Annotated in this window: 17 protein-coding genes and 1 pseudogene; 8 read left to right on the top strand and 10 right to left on the bottom strand. The window is 71.2% G+C overall.

Features of this window, described 5'->3' with window-relative positions; all coding sequences use genetic code 11:
- Positions 1-106 precede the first annotated feature (106 nt).
- The gene (locus ACK4UM_RS06235) at positions 107-985 is read right to left on the bottom strand and encodes a LysR substrate-binding domain-containing protein (protein ID WP_409796930.1); all 879 of its coding nucleotides are present in this window, start codon (positions 983-985) and stop codon (positions 107-109) included.
- A 149-nt stretch (positions 986-1,134) separates the two neighbouring features.
- Here ACK4UM_RS06235 and ACK4UM_RS06230 point away from each other — a divergent pair, with 149 nt between their 5' ends.
- The 3 genes from ACK4UM_RS06230 to ACK4UM_RS06220 all read left to right on the top strand — a co-directional run bounded on the left by ACK4UM_RS06230 (position 1,135) and on the right by ACK4UM_RS06220 (position 4,003).
- Positions 1,135-1,437, top strand: a complete 303-nt coding sequence (locus tag ACK4UM_RS06230) for a DUF1127 domain-containing protein (protein ID WP_409796928.1) — start codon at positions 1,135-1,137, stop codon at positions 1,435-1,437.
- A 147-nt stretch (positions 1,438-1,584) separates the two neighbouring features.
- Complete coding sequence (locus ACK4UM_RS06225) at positions 1,585-3,552, top strand: acetyl/propionyl/methylcrotonyl-CoA carboxylase subunit alpha (protein WP_409796926.1); 1,968 nt, start codon at positions 1,585-1,587, stop codon at positions 3,550-3,552.
- A gap of 22 nt (positions 3,553-3,574) precedes the next feature.
- Entirely contained in the window at positions 3,575-4,003 is a 429-nt protein-coding gene (locus ACK4UM_RS06220) for a hypothetical protein (protein ID WP_409796924.1), read from the top strand.
- A 74-nt stretch (positions 4,004-4,077) separates the two neighbouring features.
- Here ACK4UM_RS06220 and ACK4UM_RS06215 read toward each other — a convergent pair whose 3' ends face one another.
- Positions 4,078-5,943 carry an ABC transporter ATP-binding protein gene (locus ACK4UM_RS06215; protein WP_409796922.1) on the bottom strand — a complete coding sequence of 622 codons (1,866 nt, stop codon included), beginning with the start codon at positions 5,941-5,943 and terminating at the stop codon, positions 4,078-4,080.
- Between the two features lie 105 nt (positions 5,944-6,048).
- Between ACK4UM_RS06215 and ACK4UM_RS06210 the strand changes: the two genes are divergently transcribed.
- Positions 6,049-6,507: a tRNA (cytidine(34)-2'-O)-methyltransferase gene (locus ACK4UM_RS06210; protein ID WP_409796920.1), complete on the top strand. Its 459-nt coding sequence runs from the start codon at positions 6,049-6,051 to the stop codon at positions 6,505-6,507.
- Here the strand turns inward: ACK4UM_RS06210 and ACK4UM_RS06205 are convergent, their stop codons facing one another.
- The 3 genes from ACK4UM_RS06205 to mgtE (ACK4UM_RS06195) form a co-directional block, all read right to left on the bottom strand.
- Positions 6,508-7,233, bottom strand: coding sequence for an MgtC/SapB family protein (locus tag ACK4UM_RS06205; protein ID WP_409796918.1), 726 nt, complete (start codon positions 7,231-7,233; stop codon positions 6,508-6,510). It lies immediately after the preceding gene.
- A gap of 378 nt (positions 7,234-7,611) precedes the next feature.
- Positions 7,612-9,033, bottom strand: coding sequence for a magnesium transporter (gene mgtE, locus ACK4UM_RS06200; protein ID WP_409796917.1), 1,422 nt, complete (start codon positions 9,031-9,033; stop codon positions 7,612-7,614).
- Positions 9,034-9,338: 305 nt separating this feature from the next.
- Entirely contained in the window at positions 9,339-10,775 is a 1,437-nt protein-coding gene (gene mgtE / locus ACK4UM_RS06195; protein WP_409796915.1) for a magnesium transporter, read from the bottom strand.
- 354 nt (positions 10,776-11,129) lie between these two features.
- Between mgtE (ACK4UM_RS06195) and ACK4UM_RS06190 the strand changes: the two genes are divergently transcribed.
- Entirely contained in the window at positions 11,130-11,465 is a 336-nt protein-coding gene (locus tag ACK4UM_RS06190) for a hypothetical protein (RefSeq protein WP_409796913.1), read from the top strand.
- A gap of 12 nt (positions 11,466-11,477) precedes the next feature.
- Here the strand turns inward: ACK4UM_RS06190 and ACK4UM_RS06185 are convergent, their stop codons facing one another.
- Both ACK4UM_RS06185 and ACK4UM_RS06180 read right to left on the bottom strand, forming a co-directional pair.
- On the bottom strand, positions 11,478-12,788 hold the full coding sequence (locus tag ACK4UM_RS06185) for a class I SAM-dependent RNA methyltransferase (protein WP_409796911.1): 1,311 nt from the start codon (positions 12,786-12,788) through the stop codon (positions 11,478-11,480).
- Positions 12,789-12,798: 10 nt separating this feature from the next.
- The gene (locus tag ACK4UM_RS06180; RefSeq protein WP_409796909.1) at positions 12,799-13,542 is read right to left on the bottom strand and encodes a TlyA family RNA methyltransferase; all 744 of its coding nucleotides are present in this window, start codon (positions 13,540-13,542) and stop codon (positions 12,799-12,801) included.
- A gap of 183 nt (positions 13,543-13,725) precedes the next feature.
- Here ACK4UM_RS06180 and ACK4UM_RS06175 point away from each other — a divergent pair, with 183 nt between their 5' ends.
- Positions 13,726-14,448, top strand: a complete 723-nt coding sequence (locus tag ACK4UM_RS06175) for a superoxide dismutase (protein ID WP_409796907.1) — start codon at positions 13,726-13,728, stop codon at positions 14,446-14,448.
- 83 nt (positions 14,449-14,531) lie between these two features.
- Here ACK4UM_RS06175 and acs read toward each other — a convergent pair whose 3' ends face one another.
- The 3 genes from acs to ACK4UM_RS06160 all read right to left on the bottom strand — a co-directional run bounded on the left by acs (position 14,532) and on the right by ACK4UM_RS06160 (position 17,411).
- Entirely contained in the window at positions 14,532-16,484 is a 1,953-nt protein-coding gene (gene acs / locus ACK4UM_RS06170; RefSeq protein WP_409796905.1) for an acetate--CoA ligase, read from the bottom strand.
- A 381-nt stretch (positions 16,485-16,865) separates the two neighbouring features.
- Positions 16,866-17,180 carry a type II toxin-antitoxin system RelE/ParE family toxin gene (locus ACK4UM_RS06165; RefSeq protein WP_409796903.1) on the bottom strand — a complete coding sequence of 105 codons (315 nt, stop codon included), beginning with the start codon at positions 17,178-17,180 and terminating at the stop codon, positions 16,866-16,868.
- 6 nt (positions 17,181-17,186) lie between these two features.
- On the bottom strand, positions 17,187-17,411 hold the full coding sequence (locus ACK4UM_RS06160; RefSeq protein WP_409796901.1) for a hypothetical protein: 225 nt from the start codon (positions 17,409-17,411) through the stop codon (positions 17,187-17,189).
- 164 nt (positions 17,412-17,575) lie between these two features.
- Here ACK4UM_RS06160 and ACK4UM_RS06155 point away from each other — a divergent pair, with 164 nt between their 5' ends.
- Positions 17,576-18,799, top strand: a complete 1,224-nt coding sequence (locus ACK4UM_RS06155) for a Zn-dependent hydrolase (RefSeq protein WP_409796899.1) — start codon at positions 17,576-17,578, stop codon at positions 18,797-18,799.
- A 57-nt stretch (positions 18,800-18,856) separates the two neighbouring features.
- Positions 18,857-19,078, top strand: a pseudogene (locus tag ACK4UM_RS06150) (hypothetical protein); the annotation flags it as partial.

Raw genomic sequence — 19,078 nt, 5'->3', positions numbered from 1 at the left:
CTCGGCGCGGCGCCCGCGATTCGCCGGGCGCCCCACTCTATCGCCACTGGACGACCCACACGCAACCCGAGGAGAGTTTCGGCCGAGGTCGGTTGCGGAGCCGTCTCTACTCCGCCGCGACGCCCGTCGCGCTCAGATTGTCCAGGCTCTCGCGGATCTCGTCGGCGAGCGCGGCCGCGAGCGGGCTCTGCTCGCCGACGCGCAGGAGGGCGATCTTGCAGGTGGCGAGCGCGGGAAAGCCGTCGGAGGGGCCGAGCACGCGCATGCCGGGCCGCAATCCGCTCTCGGGCAGGACGGAGACCGCGAGCCCCGCCTGGACGGCGGCGCCGACCGCGCTCGAGTTCCAGCTCACGTAGAGGATGCGCGAGTGGATGCCCGCCTCGGCGAGCCGCTCGACCGCGGCGCGACGCCAGTCGCAGCTCGGCCGCCCGAGCGCGAGCGGCACCGGGCGCTCCTCGTGGACGGTGTGGCGCGCCGACGTCACCCACAGGAGCTGCTCGACGCGAATCACCTCGGCCGGGCCCTTCGACGCGACATGGGTGATGATCGCGAGCTCGAGGTCGCCGCCCACCACGCGCTCGACGAGCATCGGCGTGGGCTCGCAGATCACCTCCACCTCCGCGCGCGGATGCGTGGTCGAGAAGCGGGCGAGGATCTCGGGCAGGTAGCGCTCGGCGTAATCGTCCGGCACGCCGAGACGCACGCGGCCGGTCAGGGCCTCGCCCTCGAAGGAGGCGAGGCATTCGGCGTTCAGCCGCACGATCCGGCGGGCATAGTCGAGGAGCCGCTCGCCGTCCTGCGACAGGCGCACGCCGCGGCCGTCGCGGGCGAAGAGCGGGCGCCCGACGCGCTCCTCGAGCCGCTTCATCTGCATGGAGACGGCGCTCTGCGTCTTGTGGACGCGCTCGCCCGCGCGGGTGAAGGAGCGCGTGTCGGCGATGGCGACGAAGGTGCGCAATTGCTCGACGTCGAGAAGATGGGACATGGAGAGCGCTCCGGCATCAAGACTCGTGATCCTGTCTATCATGAACATTCGTTTCCGTCATCGGTCCAACCGTGGCATCAAGGCCGGGCAGCAACACGGAAGCGACACCGCTGCCGGGCCCGCACCGCCGCGGCCCCGAGGAATCGCGCTTGCGCGCGCCAGACGACATCAAGGAGCACGCCATGGTCGGCCGGATCACCGTCCCGTCCGCCGCGAGCCGGAGCCTCGCGCTCGCTCGCCTCGCCCTCGCCCCGCTCGCGGCCTTCGTGGCCGTGCGCGCGAAGGCCGTGCTCCGCCGCCGCGAGGTGGCGCGCATCGCCGATTACGACGACCGCATGCTCGCCGATATCGGCCTCACCCGCGAGGACGTCGCCCGCGCCCTCGATCGCCCCTGGTCGGAGGACCCCACCCGCACCCTCGCCGAGCGTCGGCGCGGCGTCCGCGGCGGGTGAGACGAGCCGCGGCCGCTCTCCTCGGTCTTTTTGGGGAAAGGAGCGGCCGCGGACATTTCGGCTCGTCCCCCTTGACCCGCGGCGCGCATCGTTTTCCAAAGGACGTCGTTTCGAGTGCCCAGGTTTCGCGTGCCCAGGAGAACGAGCGTGCTCTCATCCGTGCTGATCGCCAATCGCGGCGAGATCGCCTGCCGCATCATCCGCACTGCGCGGCGGCTGGGCCTGCGCACCATCGCGGTCCATTCCGACGCCGATGCGGACGCGCTCTTCGTGCGCATGGCCGACGAGGCCCACCGCATCGGCCCCGCCCCCGCCGCCGAGAGCTATCTGCGCATCGACGCCATCCTGGAGGTCGCCAGGCGCACCGGCGCGGCGGCGATCCATCCCGGCTACGGCTTCCTCTCGGAGCGCGCGGAATTCGCGGAGGCCTGCGCGCAGGCGGGCATCGTCTTCGTCGGCCCGCCCGCTTCCGCGATCCGCGCCATGGGCCTCAAGGACGCGGCGAAGGCGCTCGCGGAGAAGGCGGGCGTGCCGGTCGTGCCCGGCTATCACGGCGCACGCCAGGAGCCCGATTTCCTGCGCCAGAAGGCCTACGAGATCGGCTATCCGGTCCTGATCAAGGCGGTCGCCGGCGGCGGCGGCAAGGGCATGCGGCGCGTCGACAAGGCGGCCGAGTTCGACGCCGCGCTCGCCTCCGCCCAGCGCGAGGCGCAAGCGGCCTTCGGCGATCCGCGCGTCCTCATCGAGAAATACGTGCTCGCCCCGCGCCACGTCGAGATCCAGGTCTTCGCCGACGCGCACGGCAACGTCGTGCATCTCAACGAGCGCGACTGCTCGCTCCAGCGCCGTCACCAGAAGGTGATCGAGGAGGCGCCCGCGCCGGGCATGACGCCCGACATGCGCGCGGCGATGGGCACCGCCGCCGTCGAGGCCGCGCGCGCCGTCGGCTATGTCGGCGCCGGCACGGTCGAGTTCATCGCCGACGGGCGCGAGGGGCTGCGGCCGGACCGGTTCTACTTCATGGAGATGAACACCCGCCTCCAGGTCGAGCACCCGGTCACCGAGGCGATCACCGGGCTCGACCTCGTCGAGCTGCAATTGCGGGTCGCCTCCGGCGAACCCCTCCCCTTCGCGCAGGACGAGGTGCCGCTCCTCGGCCACGCCGTCGAGGCGCGGCTCTATGCCGAAGACCCCGAGCGCGGCTTCCTGCCCTCGACGGGCCGGCTCTACGCGCTCTCGCTGCCGGAGGGCGAGGGCTTGCGCATCGACACCGGCGTCGAGGCGGGCGATGCCGTGACCCCCTTCTACGACCCGATGATCGCCAAGATCATCGCCCACGGCGAGACCCGCGAGGCGGCGCTCGACACGTTGGCCGACGCGCTCGCGCGCACGATCGTCGCCGGGCCGCGCACCAATGCCGGCTTCCTCGAGCGGCTCGCCCGCGCGCCGGGCTTCCGCGAGGGCGCCTTCGACACCGGCTTCATCGACGCCAATCTCGAGAGCCTCGGCGCGGTCGCGCAGGATCTCGACGCGGCCGCGGTGGCGGCGGGCGCGCTCGCCCTCGTCTCGCGCGATCTCGACGCCTCGCGCGGGATGCTGAGCGCGACGGTGGCGGACCTCGCCGGCCCCTGGTGGGACGAGGACGGCTTCCAGCTCGTCGGCACGCGGCGGACCGCGATGCCCCTCGTCGTCGACGGCAACCGCCTCGACGTGCTCCTCGCCTTCGACGCGGAGGGCCCCTCGGTCGAGGTGCCCGGCCACGCCGTCGAGCCCGGCGAGATCGACGCGAGCCTCGTCGAGGCGGACGCGGACGTGCTCGTGCTGCGCCGCGGCCGCCAGACGCGCGTCGCGCTCTACGATCCGGGCGCGATCGACGTCGAGCATCTCGACGCGGGCGGAACGGTCGCCGCGCCGATGCACGGCAAGGTCGTCGCGCTCTTCGTCGAGGAGGGCGCGCGCGTCGAGAAGGGGCAGAGGCTCGCCGTCGTCGAGGCGATGAAGATGGAGCATCCCCTTCTCGCGCCGGTCTCGGGCACCATATCCGAGATCGTGGCCGTCGCCGGAGCGCAGGTGGCCGAAGGCGCGCGCATCCTGTCGATCGCGCCGGACGAATGAGATCTTCGGGGGTGTTCTCGGGATGAGGCGTGGGATCGCGATCGCGGCAGGCGTGGCTCTGGTCGTCGGGGGATTCGTCGGGTACCTCGTGTGGCAATTGCAGGTGCATGGCGCCGAGTGCGATTCGACGCTGCGCCATTGCGCCGTCCCGCGCGAGGAGATCGCCTTCCTCGAAGGCGCCTGGTGCCTCGCCGCCGACCCGACGGGCCTGCGCGAGACGATCCGCTTTGAGCCCGAGCGGATCATGGTCGCGCAGGAGGGCCGGCGCGCCGGCCCAGAGGGCCGGATCGTCGAGGCGCGGGTATTCCGCTCGATGGAGGCGCTCGTCTATTTCGAGCACGACCCCGAGAGCGGCGCCCGGCTCTCCGGCGAGCTCGGCCTGCGCCGCACCGGCGAGGGCACCCGCCAGACCATCGTCGGCCCCCAGCGCGTCGCCTGGGTGCGCTGCTGAGAGGGATCTCTCGGAGGCGTCATCCCAAACGCTAGAGCGCGAGCCGAGACCCGTACGCTCGACGCCTCACTCGCTCACCCCGCCTGCTGCTGCGCGCGGCGCTCCTCGACGATGAACCCGCCCGATTGCCGCTCCCACAGCCGCGCATAGGCGCCTCGCCGCGCGAGGAGGTCGCGATGCGTGCCCTCCTCGACGATGCGGCCCTCGTCGAGCACGATCAGGCGATCGAGCGCGGCGATCGTCGAAAGGCGGTGGGCGATGGCGATGACGGTGCGCCCCTGCATCAGACGCGTGAGCGAATCCTGGATCGCGGCCTCCGTCTCCGAATCGAGCGCGGAGGTCGCCTCGTCGAGGACGAGGATCGGCGCGTCCTTGAGGAGGACGCGGGCGATCGCCACCCGCTGGCGCTGGCCGCCGGAGAGCTTCACGCCGCGCTCGCCGACATGGGCGTCGTAGCCGCGCCGCCCGCGATGATCCTCGAGGTCGAGGATGAAATCGTGCGCATGCGCCGCGCGCGCGGCCGCCTCGATCTCGGCATCCGTCGCGTCGAGCCGGCCATAGGCGATGTTCTCGCGGATCGAGCGGTGCAGGAGCGAGGTGTCCTGCGTGACGACGCCGATCTGCGCGCGCAGGCTGTCCTGCGTCGCCGTCGCGATGTCTTGCCCGTCGATGAGGATGCGCCCGCCCTCGACGTCGTGGAGGCGTAGCAGCAGCGAGACGATCGTCGACTTGCCGGCGCCCGACGGCCCGACGAGGCCGATCTTCTCGCCCGGGCGCACCCGCAGCGAGAAGTCCTCGAGCACGCCCTCCGAGCGGCCGTAGCCGAAGGTGACGCGATCGAAGCGGATCTCGCCCGTCTCGACGCGCAGCTGCGTCGCGTCCGAGCGGTCGGTCAGCGCGTGGGGCTTGGCGATGGTCTCCATCGATTCCTGCAGCGAGCCGACGTTCTCGAAGATGCCGCGCACCATCTGCATGAACCAGCCCGACATCGTGACGATGCGCATCACGAGCGCGAGCCCCGCCGCCGCCTCGCCCGACGACATGGCGCCCTCGCGCCACAGAGAGAGCGCGAGCCAGGCGGTCGTGACGATGAGCGCCGCGTTGACGAGGCCGAGCAGCGCCGAGGTGCCGGTCACGAGCCGCAGGAGGTCGAGATAGGCCTTCGTGTTGCGCCCGAGCGCGGTGCGCACCGCCGAGCGCTCGGCCTCGGTGCGGGCGAAGAGCTTGACGGTCATCACGTTGGTGTAGCTGTCGACGACGCGCCCCGTCAGCGCCGAGCGCGTATCGGCGACGATCCGCGAGCGATCGCGCGCGCGAGGAACGAAGTGGCGCAGGATGAGGCCGTAGGCGACGAGCCAGATCGCCATCGGCAGCGCGAGCACCGCGCTGATCGAGCCGAACAGGACGAGGGCGGTGATCGCGAAGACGAGCACGTAGAGGAGCGTGTCGAGCAGCGCAACCGCGATCTCGCGCGTCGCCTGCCCCGCCTGCATGATGCGCGTCGACAGCCGCCCGGCGAAATCGCTCTGGAAATAGCCGATCGCGTGGCCGAGCGTGTAGGAATGCGCCCGCCAGCGGATCATGTTGGTCGTCTGTGGCACCACGATCTGGTTGACCACGATCTCGTGGGCGAAATTGAGGGCCGGGCGCAGGACGAGGATCGCGAGCGCGAGGAGGAGGAGCGCCGTGCCGTGGGTCTCCAGCACGGTCTCCGGATCCGCCGTGGCGAGGAGATCGACGAACCAGCCGATCATCAGGTAGATGCCGCTCTCGAACAGCCCCACCGCGAGCGAGAGCACCGTCATCAGCACGAGCCAGCCGCGCACCGGCTTCAGATAGTGCCAGGCGAAGGGCGCGACGCCGCGGCCGGGCGGTGTCGCGTCGCGGTCGAAGGGGGCGAAGAGGTCGATCCGGCGCTCGAACCAATCGAAAGGCTTCATCGGGACCTTGGGCGTGTTGGGGGATCGCGGGGGCACCCTCTACAAGTAGGGCGGGCGCCGCTCGGTTCACTTGACGTTTTCGCATGGGAGGCGGATGACGCATGCATGCGCCTCGTCATCTACCAGCCCGACATACCCCAGAACACCGGCACGATGCTGCGCACCTGCGCGTGTCTCGGAATCGGCGCCGCGATCGTCGAGCCGGCCGCCTTCGACGTCTCCGACCGTCATTTCCGGCGCGCCGGGCTCGATTATCTCGACCATGTCGACATCGAGCGCCACGCCTCCTTCGCCGCCTTCGAGGCGTCGCGGCGCGAGCGCGGCCTACGGCTCGTGCTCGCGACGACGACGGGCGCGGTGCGCTATACCGATTTCGCCTTCGGCGCGGACGACCTGATCATGGTCGGGCGGGAATCGGCCGGCGTGCCGGAGAGCGTCCACGCGGCCGCCGACGCGCGCGTCGCGATCCCGATGCGGCCGGACCTGCGCTCGCTCAACGTCGCGGTCTCGGCGGCGATGATCCTCGGCGAGGCGCTGCGGCAGACGCGGTGGAGCGCGCGCTGATCAATCGGGCGCCTCCCCCTCGACCACGCTCCAACTCGCGGCGCTGACGCCGGATTCGAGCGACAGCCGCCCCACCAGCGTCTCGAGGACGGCCGAGCCCTTCGTCTGCGAGCGCAGGCCCGCGATCACCTCGACCCGCGTGCCGTCGTCGACGTCCCGGCTCTCGAGGCGCTCGAGATGCAAGGCCGTGCCGGCGACGCCCTGCAGGAGGAGCGCGCGGACATGGGCCTCGTCGGAGGCGCGCGCGCGGATCTTCACCCGGTAGCGCAGCTCGATCTCGTCGGGGGGCACGAGGCTCGTGTTGATGTGGCGCACGATGGGGCGCAGGAAGAGGTTCGTGCCCACGATCAGCACCGTGGTCATGGCGGCCGGGACGTAGTGCGCTCCGCCCGCGAGCAGCCCCACCGCCGCCGCGCACCACAGCGTCGCCGCGGAATTGAGCCCCCGCACGTTGAGCCCCTCGCGCAGGATCACGCCCGCGCCGAGGAAGCCGATCCCCGAGACGACCTGCGCCGCGACGCGCGTCGGGCTGATCTCGTCGGGCGTGAGCGTGGCGAAGACGGTGAAGCTCGCCGCCCCCAGCGCGACGAGCGCGTTCGTGCGCAATCCCGCCATCCGCTGGCGCCATTGCCGCTCGAAGCCGATCAGCGCGCCGAAGCTCACGGCCGCGAGGAGCCGCAGGAAGGTGTCGACGAGCGCGAGCCAGTCGATCGCGAGATGGGTCATGTCCGCCCCCCTTGTGTCCGTCCGTTTCTCGATGGTCCGGTCTTCGCGACACGCGCGTGACGCATCGCCCTTCTCCTTCCCCGGGGAGTTTGGAAATCTTTCGTTGCGGTGTCATCCCGGACGCCGAAGGCGATCCGGGACCCATATCCACCACGTGTCGGTCGCAGCCTGTAGGCTGCGTTTCCTCGCCGATCGAACCTGCTGCACTCTGGTGCAGCGAGCGCGGCATGCGCGCTCGAAGGATCGTCGAGGATATGGGTCCCGGGTCCGCTTCGCGGCCCGGGATGACAGCCTCCGGAAGATTCACGAGCCTTCAGGGGAAGGAAAGAGGCCCACGGCGCTCACGAGCGCGCGCCGCCGGCATGCGTGAGAAGCCCCTCAGCCCGGCATCGGCAAGAAGGTCGTCGCCAGCGCGAAATAGATCAGCACGCCCGAGGCGTCGGCGATCGAGGTGACGAGCGGGGCCGAGGCGGTCGCCGGGTCGAGCTTGAAGCGCGACAGGACGAAGGGGAGCGACATCCCGATCACCGAGCCGACGATCACGATGAGCACCATCGAGGCCGAGACGACGAGCGCGATCTCGGGCCCCGCGCGCACGATCCCGATCAGCGACACGGCGAGCGCCATGGTGACGCCGAGAAGGAGCGCGATCGCGATCTCGCGGCCGAGCATCGAGCTCCAGTCGCGGATGCGCACGTCCCCGGTGGCGAGCGCGCGCACCATCAAGGTCGCCGATTGGGAGCCCGCGTTTCCGCCCGAATCGATCAGGAGCGGCAGGAAGAAGACGAGCGCGACGTAGGCCTCGATCGTCTCCTCGAAATAGGCGATGCCCGCGCCCGAGAAGATGTTGCCGAAGACGAGCAGCACGAGCCACACGATGCGCGCCCGGTAGAGCACGAAGATCCCCGCCTCGCGCACGCTCGTCTTGAGGTTCTGGACGGTGCCGACCTTGTGGAAGTCGGTCGTCGCCTGCTCCTGCTGGACGTCCATCGCGTCGTCGTGGGTGACGATGCCGACGAGCCTCTCGTCGGCGTCGACGACGGGGATCGCCACGAGGTCGTAGCGCGACACAATCCGGGCCGCCTCCTCGCGCCTGTCGGAGGCGTGGATGAAGACCGGATCGATGTCCATCAGGTCGCGCACCCGCGCCCGAGGGCGGGCGAGGATGAGGTCGCGCAGCGACACGACCCCGACGAGGCGGCGCTCGGCGTCCACGATATAGGCCTGGTAGACGGTCTCCGCGTCGATCGCCTGGCGGCGCAGCGCCTCGATCGCCTCCGGCACGCTCATCTCCGGCGACAGCGTGGCGTAGTCCGAGGTCATGACGGCGCCGACGGTGCCCTCCTCGTAGGAGGCGAGCTTGCGCAGATCCTCGCGCTCGGCCTGGGCGAGGCCGGGCAGCACCGCCTCCCGGGCCACGGGATCGAGGCGCTTGTAGAGGTCGACGCGCTCGTCGTGGGACATCGCCGACATCAGGCGCGCGAGGTCGTGCCGGCCCATCAGCTCGGCGATGTCGATCTGGCAGCCGGGCGCGAGATAGCCGTAGATCTCGGCGCGGTGGCGCTGGTCGAGGGCGCGCATCGCCGCGAGCGCCTCCTCGGAGGGGAGGTGGGCGAGCATGGTCGCGGCGTCCGCCGTCTCGTGAGCGTCGAGGAAGTCGCGGATCGCGGCGGTGTCGCCCTGCGCGAGGGCGGCGCGGATCGCCTGCGCGGCGCGGTCGAGCGTCTCGGGCTCGTGGAGGGTGTCGGTGTCGATCTCGAGATCGCGCAGGGCGGTGCGGATGGCGAGCGTCTCGTTCATCGTCGTCTCCCGTTCGGCGAGCCGACAGGAGGCGAGCGGCCGACGCGTCAGCCCCTCGCGTCCGGCCGGACGCGGAATGCCGGCACGCGCGCGGCGTGCTTCGAGGTATGCTGCGCGCTTCCGGGGAAGCGCATTCTAGGGTGTTCGTCCATGGCTCTCGGACTTCGGGTTGAGTGGCGCGCCCGTCGGATCGTCCCTGAGGGTCGGCCGGCGCGGCGCACCCGACGGGCGCGCCCCGCAAGGAGCGGAATGCCGCGCGACGGCCCCGGTTCCCCGGCTCGCCCGCGCGCGGCAGCCGCCGGCGGTCAGCCCTCCGGCATCGGGAGGAGCTGCGTCGCGATGGTGAAGTAGATCAGGACGCCGACGACGTCCGCGATCGAGGTGACGAGCGGGGCGCTCGCGGTCGCCGGGTCCATCTTCAGCTTCGAGAGGACGAAGGGGAGCGACATGCCGATCAGCGAGCCGAGCACGACGATCGACACCATGGCGAGCGCCACGACCAGCGCGAGCTCGGCGCCGCCGCGATAGAGGCCGATGCCCGAGATCGCGAGCGCCATCGTCACGCCGAGGAAGAGCGCGACCACGAGCTCGCGGCCGATCATCCAGCCCCAATCCTTCATGCGCACGTCGCCGGTGGCGAGCGCGCGCACGGTGAGCGTCGCCGCCTGCGAGCCGGCATTGCCGCCCGAGCCGATCAGGACCGGCAGGAAGAAGACGAGCGCGACGTAGGCCGCGATCGTGTCCTCGAAGATCGCGATGCCCGCGCCCGAGAGGATGTTGCCGAAGACGAGCAGGATCAGCCAGACGATGCGGGCGCGGTAGAGCAGGAAGATGCCCGCCTCGCGCACGCTGCCGCGCAGGTTCTGCACCGAGCCGACCTTCTGGAAGTCGGTCGTCGCCTCCTCCTCCTGGACGTCCATCGCATCGTCCTGGGTGACGATGCCGACGAGCCGATCGCCGCCGTTGATGACGGGGATCGCCATGAGGTCGTAGCGGGAGACGAGCTGGGCCGCCTCCTCGCGCTTGTCGGTGGCGTGGATCCAGACCGGGTCCGTGTCCATCAGGTCGCGCACGCGCGCCCGCGGCCGCGCCATCAGGAGATCGCGCAAGGAGACGACGCCGACGAGGCGGCGCTCCTCGTCGACGATGTAGGCCTGATAGACGGTCTCCGCCTCGATCGCCTGATGGCGCAGGGCATCGATCGCCTCGGGCACCGTCATGTCGGGCGAGAGCGTCGCATAGTCCGACGTCATGATGGCGCCGACCGTGCCCTCCTCGTAGGAGGCGAGCTTGCGCAGGTCCTCGCGCTCGGCCTTGGCGAGACCGGGCAGGATCGCCTCCTGGGCGACGGGATCGAGGCGCTTGTAGAGGTCGGCGCGCTCGTCGTGCGACATCGCCGACATCAGGCGCGCGAGATCGTGGCGGCCCATCAATTCGGCGATGTCGACCTGGCAGCCCGGGGCGAGATAGCCGAACACGTTGGCGCGGTCGCGCAGCTCGAGCGCGCGCATGGCGGCGAGCGCGTCGGCCGACTCGAGGTGATCGAGCATGGTCGCGACGTCGGCGGTCTCGTGCGATTCGAGGAAGGCGCGGATCGTGGCCGTGTCGCCGGCGGCGAGCGCGGTGCGGATCGCGTCGGCCACGACGTCGAGCGTCGCCTCGTGTGTCGCCTCCTCGTGGAGGGCGTCGGTGTCGACCTCGAGCTCCGCGAGATCGCGCGTCTTGTCCACGACGTCGTTCATGGGCTGCCTCCTCGCCGGTCGGGGGTCCGGCGGGAGACGAGGGGCGCGACGTCAGCCCCTCGCGCCCGGCCGGACGCGGCTGCGGTGCGCGCGACGGGCGCGCGCGCTGTTCTGGAGAGCGCTTCCGGAGAAGCGCCTACTAGAGCTGTCGTCCATCGTTCCGAGCTGGGTTTGTGCGCCGCAAAGGACGCGTGAGGGTGGGGATGCGCTCTGATTGCGCTCGTGTCAAGAGGGTTTCGAGGGTCGACGAAACGAAAAGCAACGAGGGCGTCGGAGCGTTCCGCCACGGCACTGTTTCATCCGCAGGGAGGCCCCCATATGATGCGCGTCGACATTCCGGCGAGGCGGACGTCCATGCCCCATTTCGAGCCCTTCTACGCCGACAAGCTGCGCGGGAGCCTCGGCATTTCCAATGCGGACGCGGTGCTCGACCTGCGCGCGGCGGGGGAGCGGCAGGCGCTCGCCTCGCTCGCGGAGATGATCGAGCGCTCGCGGTTCTCGGCGCCGCGCACGATCGCCATTCGCCTCGCGCCCCCGCCGGAGGGCGGCGGGGAGACGCTGTTCCTGCCGATCGGGCGCGCTCTGCTCGAGGCCAAGCGCAAGGGCCATGTCGAGACCCTCGCGCCGCTGCCCGCCCATGACGGGCTCGGGTTCTTCGTGCGCCTGAAGGGCCGGGCGACGAGCGCCTGACGCAGCCGATCCTCAGCGCTTCCGGCGCGGCTTGGGCCCGACGAAGGCGCCCACGAGCTCGACGTGCCCCGTATACGCGAACTGGTCGACCGGGGTGACGCGCGCGAGCGCGTAGCCGCCGGCGATCAGGATCGCGGCGTCGCGGGCGAAGGTGGCGGGGTCGCAGGAGACGTAGGCGATCGCGGCGACCGGCGTCTCGGCGAGGCGGCGCATCTGCGCCTCGGCGCCGGCGCGGGGCGGATCGAGCACGACCGCGTCGAAGCCCGCGAGCTCGGGGGCGAGCAGCGGGCGGCGGAAGAGATCGCGCCGCTCGGTCGTGATCGGCCGCAAGGACGGCGTCGCCCGCGCCGCCTTCTCGAGCGCCGCGAGCGCGCCCGCCTCGCTCTCGACCGCATGGACCGCGACGCGCTCGGCGAGGCGCAGCGCGAAGGGTCCGCTCCCGGCGAAGAGATCGGCGACGCGCTTGCCCTTGCGTGCGGGCTCGAGCGCCGCGTCGACGAGCGCCGCGAGCGCCGCCTCGCCCGCGCCCGTCGCCTGCAGGAACGAGCCCGGCGGCGGCACCACCGCCGCCCGGCCCATCCGCACGAGCGGCGGGCGGCGCTCGACGAGCACCTCGCCGTGCAGCGAGAGCCGCGCGAGGTCGAGCCGCTCGGCCGCCGCGATCAGGAGCGTGCGCTGCTTGCCCGAGACGGGGCCGTGGCCGCGGATGTCGATGTCGAGCCCGGCTTCGCTCGCGCTCGCCTGGATGTCGAGCGGCTTGCCCGAGGCTGCGAGCAGTGCGGCGAGCGCGTGGGCAGCGGGAGCGGCGCCGTCGAGGCCGGGCTCGGCGGCGGGACAGGTCTCGATCGGCACGAGCGCGTGGCTGCGCGCGGCCATGAAGCCGACCGCGACGCCGCCTCCCGCGACGCCGCCTCCCGAGCGTGAGCGCGCATGCAGCGTCACCCGCCGCCGGCCCGCGCCGCGCGCATCGACGAGGGGCGCGACGAGCGCATCCGCTTCCTTGATGCGGGCGGCGTCGAGCGCGCCGACCACGATGCCCCGCTTCCACTCGGCATAGGGCGCGGGCGCGAGATGCTGCACCGAGCAGCCGCCGCAGCGGCCGAAATGCGGGCAGAAGGGCGCGATCCGCTCGGGCGAGGCCCGCTCGATCGCGGCGAGCCGGGCCCGATCGCCCGCCCCGATCGCCGCCGACACACGCTCGCCGGGCAGCGCGCCGGCGACGAAGAGCGGTCCGCGCGCGGTCTGCGCGACGCCGTCGCCGCGCGCGCCGAGGCGCTCGATGTCGAGGAGAACGATATCGGTCTCGTCCGCTTCGAGGCGCATGGCGTGCGGATCAGTCTCGTGCGGGCTCAAGCCGGGCTCCGATCAGGTATTCGAGATTGCCGTCCCCGCCCGCGACGGGGGAGGGGACGAGGCCGAGGATGCGCCATCCCGCCTCGACGAGGAAGGTCTCGACGCGGGCGCAGGCCGCCTGGCGCGCGCTCTCCTCGCGCACGATGCCGTTCTTGTCGAGCGCCGCCCGCCCGGCCTCGAATTGCGGCTTGACGAGGCAGACGAGCTCCGCGCCCGGCCCCATCCGGGGGAGGACGGGGGCGAGCGCGATCGTCGCCGAGACGAAGGAGACGTCCGCGACGAGGAGCGTGACGGGCCCCGGCAGCGCCCCGAGATCGAGGCTGCGGGCGTCGGTGCCCTCGAGCGAGAGGACGCGCGGATCCGCACGCAGGCTCGCATGGAGCTGGTCGCGCCCGACGTCGACGGCGATCACCCGCGCCGCGCCGCGGGCGAGGAGCACCTGCGTGAAGCCGCCCGTCGAGGCGCCGACGTCGAGGCACGTGCGGCCCGTCGGATCGAGACGGAAGGCGTCGAGCGCCGCCTCGAGCTTCACCCCGCCGCGCGACACCCAGGGGTGCGGCGCCTGCGCCTCGATCGCTGCGTCGGCCTCGACCGCCTCGGAGGCCTTGCGCACGACGCGCCCGTCCGCCGTCACGAGGCCCGCCTGAATGGCGGCCTGCGCCCGCGCGCGGCTCTCGAAGAAGCCGCGCTCGACGAGGAGGAGATCGGCGCGCTTTCGGGTCATGGCGGCTCGCTTGCCGGAGGGGGCCGCGGATGAAGGCGGCGGGCCGCACGTTCTATCGTCGGCCCCGCCTCTCGCGCAACGCGCGACGCGCGGCGCCCGCGCGGGGAACGCCGTGGGGGGCGCGCCGTTCGCGAAGATGTCGAGAGACCCGAGCCGCCGGGCCTTCCCAAGGAGACGACCGCCATGCCGATCCTCACTCGCCGTCACCTGCTCGCCGGAGCAGGCGCGATCCTCGCGACGAGCTTCCTGCCGCGCGCCGCGTTCGCCCAGGCCGACGGTCCCCACAGCCTCGCGCCGCTGCCCTATCCCGCGGACGCGCTCGAGCCGCATATCGATGCGCGCACGATGGAGCTCCACCACGGCGCCCATCATCGCGCCTACGTGGACAACCTGAACCGGGCGCTCGCCGACCATCCGGACCTCGCCGAGCGGCCGCTGCACGAGCTCCTCGCGGATCTCGACGCGGTGCCGGAGGACATCCGCCGCGCGGTGCGCAACAATGGCGGCGGGCACGCCAACCACACGATGTTCTGGGAGATCATGAGCCCCGACGGCGGGGGCGAGCCCGAGGGCGACCTGCGCGAGGCGATCGATCGCGATCTCGGCGGGCTGGACGCGATGCGCTCGGATTTCGAGGCCGCGGGCCGGGGCGTGTTCGGGTCGGGCTGGGTCTTCGTGACCGTCGACGAGGAGGGGCGGCTCGCGCTCACCACGCGGCCGAACCAGGACACACCGCTGATGGACGGCGAGCGGGTGCTCTTCGGCAACGACGTGTGGGAGCACGCCTATTACCTGAACTACCAGAACCGCCGCGGCGAGTATCTGGAGGCCTGGTGGAACGTCGTCGACTGGGCGCGGATCGCCGAGCGCTACGAGGCGGCGCGCGCGGGCACGCTCACGATCTGAGCCGGTCGCGGCCGAAAGGCAGACGGGGCGCCCGAAAGGAGCGCCCCGTTCGCATGGTCGTCACGGCGTGCGAGGCGCGCGCCTCAGGCGGCGGTGCGCTTGTTCTGCCGGTTGGCGATCAGGTCATCGACGACCGCGGGCTCCGCGAGCGTCGAGGTGTCGCCGAGATTGCCGAACTCGTCCTCGGCGATCTTGCGCAGGATGCGGCGCATGATCTTGCCCGAGCGCGTCTTCGGCAGGCCGGGCGCGAACTGGATCTTGTCGGGCGTCGCGATGGGGCCGATCTCGTGGCGGACATGCGCGACGAGCTCCTTGCGCAGCTCCTCGCTCGGCTCGATTCCGGCCATCAGGGTCACGTAGGCGTAGATGCCCTGGCCCTTGATGTCGTGCGGATAGCCGACGACGGCGGCCTCCGAGACCTTGGCGTGGGCGACGAGCGCGCTCTCCACCTCGGCCGTGCCCATGCGGTGGCCGGAGACGTTGATGACGTCGTCGACGCGGCCCGTGATCCAGTAATAGCCGTCTGCGTCGCGGCGGCAGCCGTCGCCGGTGAAGTACTTGCCCGCATAGGTCGAGAAATAGGTCTGCACGAAGCGCTCGTGATCGCCGTAGACCGTGCGCATCTGGCCCGGCCACGAATCGGCGATGCAGAGATTGCCCTCGCAGGCGCCCTCGAGCTCGCGGCCCTCGGCGTCCACGATCACGGGCTTCACGCCGAAGAAGGGCAGCGTCGCCGAGCCCGGCTTCTGGGCGATGGCGCCGGGCAGCGGCGTGATCAGGATGCCGCCGGTCTCGGTCTGCCACCAGGTGTCGACGATGGGGCAGCGGCCCTCGCCCACCACGCGGTGGTACCATTCCCAGGCTTCCGGATTGATCGGCTCGCCGACCGAGCCGAGGAGCCGCAGGCTCGCGCGCGAGGTCTTGCGCACCGGCTCCTCGCCCGCGCCCATGAGGGAGCGGATGGCGGTGGGCGCGGTGTAGAAGATGTTGACCTTGTGCTTGTCGACCACGTCCCAGAAGCGCGAGATCGACGGATAGGTCGGCACGCCCTCGAACATCAGCGTCGTCGCGCCGTTCGCGAGCGGGCCGTAGACGATGTAGGAATGGCCCGTCACCCAGCCGACGTCGGCCGTGCACCAATAGACGTCGCCTTCCTGATAGTCGAAGACGTATTGGTGCGTCATCGAGGCGTAGACGAGATAGCCGCCGGTCGTGTGCAGGACGCCCTTCGGCTTGCCGGTGGAGCCCGAGGTGTAGAGGATGAACAGCGGATCCTCCGCGTTCATCTCCGCGCAGGGGCACTCGTCGGTGACCATCTCGGCGGCGGCGTCGTAATAGACGTCGCGACCCGGGTCCATGGCGACCGCGCCGCCGGTGCGGCGCACGACGATCACGTGGTCGACGCTGTCGGGCCCGAGCCGCGCGATCGCCGCATCGACATTGGCCTTGAGCGGGACCTTGCGGCCGCCGCGCAGGCCCTCGTCGGCGGTGATGACGCAGCGCGAGCCGCAATCCTCGATGCGCCCGGCGAGCGCGTCCGGCGAGAAGCCGCCGAAGACGATCGAGTGGATGGCGCCGAGCCGGGCGCAGGCGAGCATCGCGTAGGCCGCCTCGGGGATCATCGGCAGGTAGATCGTGACGCGATCGCCCTTCTCGACGTTCCGGTTGCGCAGGACGTTGGCCCAGCGATTCACGTGGGCGGACAATTCGCGATAGGTGATGTGCTTCGACTCGGAGGGATCGTCGCCCTCCCAGATGATCGCCACCTGGTCGCCGCGCGTCTCGAGATGGCGGTCGACGCAATTGTAGGAGACGTTGGTGGTGCCGTCCTCGAACCACTTGATCGAGACGTCGCCCGTGAAGGAGACGTTCTTCACCTTGGAATAGGGCTTGAACCAATCGATCCGCTTGCCCTGCTCGCCCCAGAAGGCATCCGGATCGCGCACGCTCTGGGCGTACATCTCGTGGTATCGCGCCGCGTCGACATGCGCGCGCTGCGCCCATTCCGGAGAGACTTCGTAGAGCTTGTCCGACATCGCGTTCCTCCCGCCAAGACTCGAGGCCCGCCGCGCGATTGTGGGCGTCGCGGCAAGGACTTGGTTTGGCGGCACGTTAGCGGAAGCGATGCGCGCGCGACAAGGTAGGGCAACCTCGCACTTTCGGTGGGGCGACGAAGGAGTGATCTGCTCGATGCCTTCCGGCTCGACGGTCTCGGCATCGTCCCAGAAACCGGGCGGAACGGCGCCTGCGTCGAGGTCCGAGGCCGCACGCCACTCGATCTCCTCGTCCGACATCGATTTCGCGTCCGGCGATAGCGGCGGTGCGCTCGGAAGATCCTCCAGGCGCCCGAATCGGACGGCGTCAGAGCCTCTGGTATGCTTCGCGGTCATTGCGTCCGGCCCCCCGCTGCGCCGCCCCTATCCCAAGACCCGATTTTGCCTCGGCTGGAACACCCTCAGAACGATCACGCGCGTTTCTTCGGCTGGCAACAATGGATCATCGGGCTCGACTCGGTAGACGATCGTGTGTCCACGCACGATCCGAACGCGGCGTCGCGGATGATCCACGCTTTCGGGCCATCGGAACGGGGCCGACGCCAAGTCTGCGATCGCCGCGGCGATGTTTCGCAACGCGAGGCTCGCCTGGCGGCCCGATCCCGGTTGGCGCAGCCACAGACGCACTTTGTCGAGATCTCTCGCCGCGGCAGGCGCGATCCTCAACCGAGCCGGCATCGGCGTTCATCGATTCTCGGATTTCGACGAGACGGGTATCGCAAACTCGCGGCCTTCCGCGAACGCTTCGAGCAACTCCCGAGCATCGTCGCCAGCAATGCCGTAACCGGCAGCGATCTCGGCCTCCGCCTCTTCGATGAGCGCGCGTTCGTGCGCGAGGCGCGCCTCTCGCTCGCCCGCAGTCTCCGCCAAGGCGCCACTCTCGTCGCGTTGCAGAAACAGCCTGTTCACGTCAGGGCCTCCTCGGGCGCGGACTTGATGCGCTCTTTCTCCAGAATAGGTCGCCATGCCCTCTCCCACAACCCGCCCCGCCCGCGACCCCAACACCCCCTTCGCACCCCCGCCCCTTGCGTCCCCCCCCTCCTCCGCTTCAACAATCCCCCGAGGAGGAGCCCATGCCGACCATCGATCCCGACCGTCTCCTGTCCGATCTGCACACCTTGCGCCAATTCGGCGCCTACGAGACGGGCGTGCACAGGCCGACCTTCTCGCCCGAGGACGTCGCCGCGCGCGAATGGTTCGCGGAGCGCTGCCGGGAGGCAGGGCTCGCGGCGCAGATCGACGGGATCGGCTCGGTCTACGCCGTCTCGCCGGCCCCGGGCCCGAAGGTGCTCGCGGGCTCGCATCTCGAGAGCCAGAACCGCGCGGGCTGGCTGGACGGGGCGCTCGGCTGCGTCTTCGCGCTCGAGGCCGCGCGCGCGATCGCGGCCGATCCCGACCTCGCGGGGTGCGGCGTCGACGTCGCCGCCTTCTGCGACGAGGAGGGCCATTTCGGCTCCTTCATCGGCTCGCGCTCCTATGTCGACCTCCTGGAGGAGGAGGAGATCGACCGCCTCGCCAACCGCTACGACGGCACGCCTCTGCGCCAGGCGCTCGCGCGCGTCGGGCTCGCCGGGCGGCCGCGGGTGCGCCACGAGGAGGGGCGCCACAAGGCCTTCTTCGAGGCGCATATCGAGCAGGGCGATACGCTCATCTCGTCGGATCTGAAGATCGGCGCGGTGACCGCCATCGTCGCGATCTGGCAGTACAGGATCACGATCCTCGGCGATCAGAACCATGCCGGCACGACCTCGATGGCGCGCCGCAAGGACGCGGGCCTCGCAGCCGTGCGGCTCCTCGCCGAGATCGACCGACGCTTCCCCGCGCTCGCCGCCGAGCGCACGGTGTGGACGACGGGGCGGATCGCGCTCGATCCCGGCGCGCCGAGCATCATCCCCGGCCGGGCCGAGGTGCTCTTCCAGTTCCGCGACGCGGACGACGCCGTCCTCGCGCGGCTCGACGCGGAGCTGCGCCGGCTCGTCGCCGAGGCCGATGCGGCGGGGCCCTGCTCGGTGAGCCTCGAAGTGCTCGGCCAGAGCCGCCCCGCGCTCATGGACGAGGGGCTGCAGGACGCGATCCTCGCCGCCGCCGAAATCCATTGCCCCGGCCGCGCCATCCGCATGCCGAGCGGGGCGGGGCACGACGCGCAATATCTCGCCCGCATCATGCCGTCCGTGATGCTGTTCGTGCCCTCGATCGGCGGCATCTCGCACCATTGGACCGAGGACACGGCGGAGGAGGACATCGTGCTCGGTGCGCGCGTGTTCACCGACGCGATCGCCTCCGTCCTGAGAGCGTGAGATGACGCATGGCGCCGCGCCGAGCGCCGTGCTAGTGCGCGGATCATGAGACGGAACGTGCGCGCGTGGAGAGGCGTGAGGGCGGCGATCGCGATCGCGGCGCTCTACGCCTTCGCGCTCGCGGGCTTCCTCGCCGATCACGCGATCGCCCGCTCGGCGGGCCTCCTCGCGGCGGGCTGGTGCCCGATCGAGGACGGGCGGCCCGTGCCGCACGGCGCCGAGGAGCCCTGCCTCCACGCCTGCCGAATCCATGCGAGCGGCGCGGGCGCGGCGCTCGCG

This window comes from Salinarimonas sp., assembly GCF_046292825.1.
Taxonomy (GTDB): Bacteria; Pseudomonadota; Alphaproteobacteria; order Rhizobiales; family Beijerinckiaceae; genus Salinarimonas.
The sequence above is the reverse complement of the archived record's forward strand: the minus strand, read 5'-3'. Positions and strand labels throughout refer to the sequence as shown.

Excerpts from the sequence above, each read along its gene's own strand:
- ACK4UM_RS06235 (WP_409796930.1), bottom strand. The coding sequence starts at position 985 with ATGTCCCATCTTCTCGACGTCGAGCAATTGCGCACCTTCGTCGCCATC.
- ACK4UM_RS06220 (WP_409796924.1), top strand. The coding sequence starts at position 3,575 with ATGAGGCGTGGGATCGCGATCGCGGCAGGCGTGGCTCTGGTCGTCGGG.
- ACK4UM_RS06215 (WP_409796922.1), bottom strand. The coding sequence starts at position 5,943 with ATGAAGCCTTTCGATTGGTTCGAGCGCCGGATCGACCTCTTCGCCCCC.
- ACK4UM_RS06210 (WP_409796920.1), top strand. The coding sequence starts at position 6,049 with ATGCGCCTCGTCATCTACCAGCCCGACATACCCCAGAACACCGGCACG.
- ACK4UM_RS06205 (WP_409796918.1), bottom strand. The coding sequence starts at position 7,233 with ATGACCCATCTCGCGATCGACTGGCTCGCGCTCGTCGACACCTTCCTG.
- mgtE (WP_409796917.1), bottom strand. The coding sequence starts at position 9,033 with ATGAACGAGACGCTCGCCATCCGCACCGCCCTGCGCGATCTCGAGATC.
- mgtE (WP_409796915.1), bottom strand. The coding sequence starts at position 10,775 with ATGAACGACGTCGTGGACAAGACGCGCGATCTCGCGGAGCTCGAGGTC.
- ACK4UM_RS06190 (WP_409796913.1), top strand. The coding sequence starts at position 11,130 with ATGCCCCATTTCGAGCCCTTCTACGCCGACAAGCTGCGCGGGAGCCTC.
- ACK4UM_RS06185 (WP_409796911.1), bottom strand. The coding sequence starts at position 12,788 with ATGCGCCTCGAAGCGGACGAGACCGATATCGTTCTCCTCGACATCGAG.
- ACK4UM_RS06180 (WP_409796909.1), bottom strand. The coding sequence starts at position 13,542 with ATGACCCGAAAGCGCGCCGATCTCCTCCTCGTCGAGCGCGGCTTCTTC.
- ACK4UM_RS06175 (WP_409796907.1), top strand. The coding sequence starts at position 13,726 with ATGCCGATCCTCACTCGCCGTCACCTGCTCGCCGGAGCAGGCGCGATC.
- acs (WP_409796905.1), bottom strand. The coding sequence starts at position 16,484 with ATGTCGGACAAGCTCTACGAAGTCTCTCCGGAATGGGCGCAGCGCGCG.
- ACK4UM_RS06165 (WP_409796903.1), bottom strand. The coding sequence starts at position 17,180 with ATGCCGGCTCGGTTGAGGATCGCGCCTGCCGCGGCGAGAGATCTCGAC.
- ACK4UM_RS06155 (WP_409796899.1), top strand. The coding sequence starts at position 17,576 with ATGCCGACCATCGATCCCGACCGTCTCCTGTCCGATCTGCACACCTTG.